Origin of the sequence: Bradyrhizobium sp. NAS80.1 (assembly GCF_001908205.1) — a bacterium.
Lineage (GTDB): Bacteria > Pseudomonadota > Alphaproteobacteria > Rhizobiales > Xanthobacteraceae > Bradyrhizobium.
On the sequence record NZ_LGHL01000289.1, the window covers coordinates 1 to 6,776 of the forward strand.

Annotated in this window: 4 protein-coding genes and 1 pseudogene; all 5 read left to right on the top strand. The window is 64.1% G+C overall.

The window, feature by feature from the left end; translation table 11 throughout:
* Positions 1-2,079, top strand: a pseudogene (gene infB / locus AC629_RS41715) (translation initiation factor IF-2); the annotation flags it as partial.
* A 154-nt stretch (positions 2,080-2,233) separates the two neighbouring features.
* Positions 2,234-2,665: a 30S ribosome-binding factor RbfA gene (gene rbfA, locus AC629_RS41720; protein ID WP_084810464.1), complete on the top strand. Its 432-nt coding sequence runs from the start codon at positions 2,234-2,236 to the stop codon at positions 2,663-2,665.
* Positions 2,662-3,780: a tRNA pseudouridine(55) synthase TruB gene (gene truB / locus AC629_RS41725; RefSeq protein ID WP_084810465.1), complete on the top strand. Its 1,119-nt coding sequence runs from the start codon at positions 2,662-2,664 to the stop codon at positions 3,778-3,780. Before rbfA ends, truB begins: the two co-directional genes overlap by 4 nt.
* 2 nt (positions 3,781-3,782) lie before the next feature.
* The gene (rpsO, locus tag AC629_RS41730) at positions 3,783-4,052 is read left to right on the top strand and encodes a 30S ribosomal protein S15 (protein WP_008540131.1); all 270 of its coding nucleotides are present in this window, start codon (positions 3,783-3,785) and stop codon (positions 4,050-4,052) included.
* A 376-nt stretch (positions 4,053-4,428) separates the two neighbouring features.
* On the top strand, positions 4,429-6,591 hold the full coding sequence (pnp, locus tag AC629_RS41735; RefSeq protein ID WP_084810466.1) for a polyribonucleotide nucleotidyltransferase: 2,163 nt from the start codon (positions 4,429-4,431) through the stop codon (positions 6,589-6,591).
* Positions 6,592-6,776 lie beyond the last annotated feature (185 nt).

The window sequence follows — 6,776 nt, forward strand, 5'->3', positions numbered from 1 at the left end:
CGGGAACAACGACGGCCCGCCCCGGAACGACCACGCAGCGGCCGGCTGGCCCGGCGGGTCGCGCGCCCGCGGTCGCCGCCGGACCGGACGAGGACGAGGGTCCGCGCCAGATCCGTCGCGGTCCTGGCGGGGCCGCGCGTCCAGCGGCAGCCCCCACAGACCACCCACAAGCCCGGCCCGCAGAAAGAGCGCGGCCGCCTGACCGTCGTCACCGCGCTCAATGCCGACGAAGTCCGCGAGCGTTCGATCGCCTCGTTCCGCCGCCGCACCCAGCGCCTGAAGGGTCATGCCTCGAACGAGCCGAAGGAAAAGCTCATCCGCGAGGTGACGATCCCGGAAGCGATCACGATCCAGGAACTCGCCAACCGCATGTCCGAGCGCGCGGTCGACGTCATCCGCATGCTGATGAAGCAGGGCGCGATGCACAAGATCACCGACGTGATCGACGCCGACACCGCGCAGCTCATCGCCGAGGAACTGGGTCACACCGTCAAGCGCGTTGCCGCGTCAGACGTCGAAGAAGGCCTGTTCGACCAGGTCGACGATTCCACCGACACCGAGACGCGTTCGCCTGTGGTGACCGTGATGGGCCACGTCGACCACGGCAAGACATCGCTGCTCGACGCGCTTCGTCATGCCAACGTGGTCTCCGGTGAAGCCGGCGGCATCACCCAGCACATCGGCGCCTATCAGGTATCCTCGCCCGAAACCGGCAAGAAGATCACCTTCATCGACACGCCCGGCCACGCCGCGTTCACCGCGATGCGCGCCCGCGGCGCCAAGGTCACCGACATCGTTGTGCTGGTGGTTGCGGCCGATGACGGCGTGATGCCGCAGACGGTCGAAGCCATCAACCACGCCAAGGCGGCGGGCGTGCCGATCATCGTTGCCATCAACAAGATCGACAAGCCCGATGCCAAGCCCGAGCGCGTGCGCACCGAGCTGCTCCAGCACGAGGTGCAGGTCGAATCGTTCGGCGGTGAGGTCGTCGACGTCGAGGTCTCCGCCAAGAACAAGACCAATCTCGACAAGCTCCTGGAGATGATCGCGCTGCAGGCCGAAATCCTCGACCTGAAGACCAATTCGGAGCGTCCGGCCGAAGGCACCGTGATCGAAGCCAAGCTCGATCGCGGCCGCGGTCCGGTCGCGACCGTGCTGGTCCAGCGCGGCACGCTCCGTGTCGGTGACATCATCGTCGCCGGCGCCGAGATGGGCCGCGTCCGCGCGCTGATCTCCGATCAGGGCGAGACCGTGCAGGAGGCCGGCCCCTCGGTGCCGGTCGAGGTGCTCGGCTTCAACGGTCCGCCGGAAGCCGGCGATCGTCTCGCGGTCGTCGAGAACGAAGCCCGCGCCCGCCAGATCACCAGCTACCGCGCGCACCAGAAGCGCGAGAACGCGGCGGCCTCGATCTCCGGCATGCGCGGCTCGCTCGAGCAGATGATGTCGCAGTTGAAGACGGCGGGCCGCAAGGAATTCCCGCTGATCGTCAAGGCCGACGTGCAGGGCTCGCTGGAAGCGATCCTCGGCTCGCTGGAGAAGCTCGGCACCGACGAAGTCGCCGCCCGCATCCTGCATGCCGGCGTCGGCGGCATCTCGGAATCGGACGTGACGCTCGCGGAAGGTTTTAACGCCGCGATCATCGGCTTCAGCGTTCGTGCGAACAAGGAAGCCGCTGCGGCCGCCAAGCGCAACGGCATCGAGATCCGCTACTACAACATCATCTACGACCTCGTGGACGACGTGAAGAAGGCGATGAGCGGTCTGCTCGCGCCGACCTTGCGCGAGACCATGCTGGGCAATGCCGAAATCCTGGAGATCTTCAATATCTCCAAGGTCGGTAAGGTCGCCGGCTGCCGCGTCACCGACGGCACCGTGGAACGTGGCGCCAATGTGCGCCTGATCCGCGACAACGTCGTCGTGCACGAAGGCAAGCTGTCGACGCTGAAGCGCTTCAAGGACGAAGTGAAGGAAGTCCAGGCCGGTCAGGAATGCGGCATGGCCTTCGAGAACTATCACGACATGCGTGCCGGTGACGTCATCGAGTGTTATCGCGTGGAGACGATCCAGCGCTCCCTGTAAGTCCAAATCTTACCGAAGCGCCCGGATCTTTTTGAGCTGAAATTGAGAGAGTGGGATGGCCGGATTTTTTCCGGCCATCCGCGCCTCATTCGTTTCAACAGGACAAATGACAATGCTCGTGTCCCAAACACGGGCAACGAGGTGATTTTCGACCATGCCCCGCCACCATCAGAAAAAGAGTTCCGCACCCGGAGGCTCGCAACGTCAGTTGCGTGTCGGCGAACAGGTTCGCCACGCGATGGCCGAGATTCTGGCGCATGGCAATGTGCATGATGCGGACCTCGAAGGTCACATCATCACCGTGCCGGAGGTACGGATGTCGCCCGACCTGAAGCTCGCAACAATTTACGTGATGCCGCTCGGTGGCCGCGACACCGAGATCGTCATTGCTGCGCTCGAGCGCAACAAGAAATTCCTGCGCGGCGAAGTCGCGCGGCGCGTTAACCTGAAATTTGCACCTGACATTCGCTTCCGCGTCGACGAGCGATTCGACGAAGCGGAACGGATCGAGAAGCTTTTGCGAACACCTGCGGTGCAGAAGGACCTGGAACAGGATCCGGACTCGGATCGGGAAGAAGAACAATGACGATGGACCCGGCTCACGGCACGATCGACGGCGAACAGGCCAATCAGCGCGACGTGCAGAAAAATAATTTTGCGGACGTGGGGAGCGATGCTCAGCCGCATCAGGAGCCGCGCCGCGTCAACAACGATCCGCGCGCCAGGCAGCAGAAGGGCAACCAGCCGCGCCGCGACCGGCGCGACGTCCATGGCTGGGTCGTGCTCGACAAGTCGATCGGCATGACCTCGACGCAGGCCGTCGCGGTGCTCAAGCGCCTGTTCAACGCTAAGCGCGCCGGCCATGCCGGCACGCTCGACCCGCTCGCGTCCGGCGGCCTGCCGATCGCGCTCGGCGAAGCCACGAAGACGGTTCCTTTCGTCATGGACGGCCGCAAGCGCTACCAGTTCACCGTGTGCTGGGGCGAGGAGCGCGACACCGACGATATCGAGGGCCGGGTGACCGCGACCTCCGACCAGCGCCCGACCCGGGAGGCCATCCTGGCCCTGCTGCCCCGCTTCACGGGGGTGATCGAGCAGATCCCGCCGCGCTATTCCGCGATCAAGGTCCAGGGCGAGCGCGCCTATGACCTCGCCCGCGACGGCGAGGTTGTGGAACTGGCTCCCCGCCCGGTCGAAATTCACCAATTATCCCTTGTGGATCAACCAGATAACGACCGGGCCGTGTTCGAGGCCGAGTGCGGCAAGGGGACCTATGTCCGCGCGCTCGCCCGCGATATGGGCCGGATTCTCGGCACCTACGGCCATATCTGCGCCCTGCGGCGGACCCTGGTCGGCCCATTTGGCGAGAACGACATGATTCCGCTGGATCAGTTGGAGGCTTTGTGCGATAGAGCCGCGTCCGGCGAGGGCAGCCTCGCCGACGCGCTTTTGCCCGTTGAGACCGCGCTGGACGACATCCCGGCACTGGCCGTCACTCGGGCTGATGCGGCAAGGCTCCATCGGGGCCAGGCCGTTTTGTTGCGCGGACGGGATGCGCCCACTTGTAGCGGCACAGTCTATGTCACGGTGGCAGGCCGACTTCTCGCGCTTGCTGAAGTTGGCAATGGCGAAATCATCCCCAAGCGTGTGTTCAACCTGACCGGCCTGACTGCCAGCCCCGGTCGCAACGAGAGAAATTGACGATGTCGATTGCCGCAGAACGCAAAGCGGAAGTCATCAAGACGAATGCCACCAAGGCCGGCGACACCGGCTCGCCCGAGGTTCAGGTCGCGATCCTTTCGGAACGCATCAACAACCTCACCAACCATTTCAAGACCCACGTGAAGGACAACCATTCGCGTCGCGGCCTCTTGAAGCTGGTCTCGACCCGCCGCTCGCTCCTCGACTACCTGAAGAAGAAGGACGAGGCGCGGTACAAGGCGCTGCTCGAGAAGCACAACATTCGTCGTTAAGTGTTCCTGCGCGCGCCACTGGCGCGCGTTTTCGCGCGTGGTTTCGAACGAAAGCGTTTGCTTAAAGGTTTTTGATCGAGGCTACGTGCACGTCGGGTGCGAGCCAACGATGATTCGCATCCGAGGCGTGATGGGCGAAGACCGCGGTTCGGTGTTCGCGTTCACGCCGACTGACAGTCCAGCAGCAATCCGGCGGCTGGGCACAACGGGCAAGGCGCCCGTATGACCCGAAAGGATGGACGCCATCCGAAATCCGAAAACCATGGCAGGATCGCAGGACGCTGATCATCGCTTCGATCAGCGTCCCGCAATCTTGCGCATGGTTTTTGTTTTTCGAGCCGTCCCTTCTTTCGAGAACCCATGAAAGAAGACCTCTATGTTCAATAAGCATTCAGTCGAGATCGACTGGGGCGGACGCCCTCTCAAGCTCGAAACCGGCAAGATCGCCCGCCAGGCCGACGGCGCTGTCGTGGCCACCTATGGCGAGACCGTGGTGCTCGCCACTGTCGTCGCGGCGAAGGCGCCGCGCGAAGGCGTCGACTTCCTGCCGCTGACCGTCGACTACCAGGAGAAGACCTACGCTGCGGGACGCATTCCCGGCGGCTATTTCAAGCGCGAGGGCCGTCCGACCGAGAAGGAGACGCTGGTCTCCCGCCTGATCGACCGTCCGATCCGTCCGCTGTTCGTCGACGGCTGGCGCAACGAGACCCAGGTGATCGCCACCGTGCTGTCGCACGACATGGAGAACGATCCCGATATCGTGGCGCTGGTGGCATCGTCGGCTGCGCTGACCCTGTCCGGCGCGCCCTTCAAGGGCCCGATCGGCGCAGCGCGCGTCGGCTTCGCCAATGACGAGTTCATCCTCAACCCGACGCTCGACGAGATGGTCGATACCCAACTCGACCTCGTCGTCGCCGGCACCGCCGACGCCGTGCTGATGGTGGAATCAGAAGCCAAGGAGCTCAACGAGGACATCATGCTCGGTGCGGTGATGTTCGGTCACCGTCACTTCCAGCCGGTCATCAACGCGATCATCGAGCTCGCCGAGAAGGCCGCCAAGGAGCCGCGCGAAGTCACCGTGATCGACAATGCCGCGCTCGAGAAGGAAATGCTCGGCCTCGTCGAGCAGGAGCTGCGCGCCGCCTACGCCATTCCGGTCAAGCAGGATCGCTATGCCGCGGTCGGCAAGGTCAAGGAAAAGGTGATCGCCCACTATTTCCCCGAAGGGCAGGAGCCGAAATACGACAAGCTGCGCATCGCCGCCGTGTTCAAGGAGCTCGAGGCCAAGATCGTTCGCTGGAACATCCTCGACACCGGCAAGCGCATCGACGGCCGCGACTCCAAGACGGTGCGCAACATCGTCGCCGAAGTCGGCGTGCTGCCCCGCGCCCACGGTTCGGCGCTGTTCACCCGCGGCGAAACCCAGGCGATGGTCGTGACCACGCTCGGCACCGGCGAGGACGAGCAGTACATCGACGCGCTGTCGGGGACCTACAAGGAAACGTTCCTGCTGCACTACAACTTCCCGCCCTACTCGGTCGGTGAGACCGGCCGTCTCGGCGGCACCAAGCGCCGCGAGATCGGCCACGGCAAGCTGGCCTGGCGCGCGATCCACCCGGTTCTGCCGCCGCACCACGAATTCCCCTACACCACGCGCGTGGTGTCGGAGATCACCGAGTCCAACGGCTCGTCCTCGATGGCTTCGGTCTGCGGCGCCTCGCTCGCGCTGATGGATGCCGGCGTGCCGTTGAAGCGGCCGACCGCCGGTATCGCGATGGGCCTGATCCTCGAGGACAAGCGCTTCGCGGTTCTCTCGGATATCCTGGGTGACGAGGACCATCTCGGCGACATGGACTTCAAGGTCGCCGGCACGGAAGCGGGCATCACCTCGCTCCAGATGGACATCAAGATCGAGGGCATCACCGAGGAGATCATGCGCGTCGCGCTGGCCCAGGCCAAGGACGGGCGTATCCACATCCTCGGCGAGATGGCCAAGGCCCTGACCGCGGCCCGCGCCGAGCTCGGCGAATACGCGCCGCGCATCGAGACCTTCAAGATCGCCACCGACAAGATCCGTGAAGTGATCGGCACCGGCGGCAAGGTGATCCGCGAGATCGTCGAGAAGACCGGCGCCAAGGTCAACATCGAGGACGACGGCACCGTGAAGGTCGCTTCCAGCGACGGCGAGGCGATGAAGGCCGCGATCAAGTGGATCAAGTCGATCGCGTCCGATCCGGAAGTTGGCCAGATCTATGACGGCACCGTCGTCAAGGTGATGGAGTTCGGCGCCTTCGTGAACTTCTTCGGCTCCAAGGACGGTCTCGTCCACATCAGCCAGCTCGCGGCCAACCGCGTGCAGAAGACCTCCGACGTCGTCAAGGAAGGCGACAAGGTCAAGGTCAAGCTGCTCGGCTTCGACGATCGCGGCAAGACCCGCCTGTCGATGAAGGTGGTCGACCAGACCACCGGCGAAGACCTCGAGGGCAAGGAGAAGCCGGCTGATGGCCAGCATGCTCCGCGCGAAGCGGCCGGCGAGTAAGCCTCGCTAGACAGTTCAGAAACACGAAGGGCGGCCTCTCGGCCGCCCTTTTTGTTGTGTGCCGAGTATGAGCGACAGCTTGGAGGTGGAAGTCCTCTATCCAGCCTGATGGCGGTGAAGGATTAGCGAAGCGCAAGGGCGTCATCGCGAGGTGGGGTCTGAAGAAAGCGTGGAGCAAAGCCGCG

Excerpts from the sequence above, each read along its gene's own strand:
- rbfA (WP_084810464.1), top strand. The coding sequence starts at position 2,234 with ATGCCCCGCCACCATCAGAAAAAGAGTTCCGCACCCGGAGGCTCGCAA.
- truB (WP_084810465.1), top strand. The coding sequence starts at position 2,662 with ATGACGATGGACCCGGCTCACGGCACGATCGACGGCGAACAGGCCAAT.
- rpsO (WP_008540131.1), top strand. The coding sequence starts at position 3,783 with ATGTCGATTGCCGCAGAACGCAAAGCGGAAGTCATCAAGACGAATGCC.
- pnp (WP_084810466.1), top strand. The coding sequence starts at position 4,429 with ATGTTCAATAAGCATTCAGTCGAGATCGACTGGGGCGGACGCCCTCTC.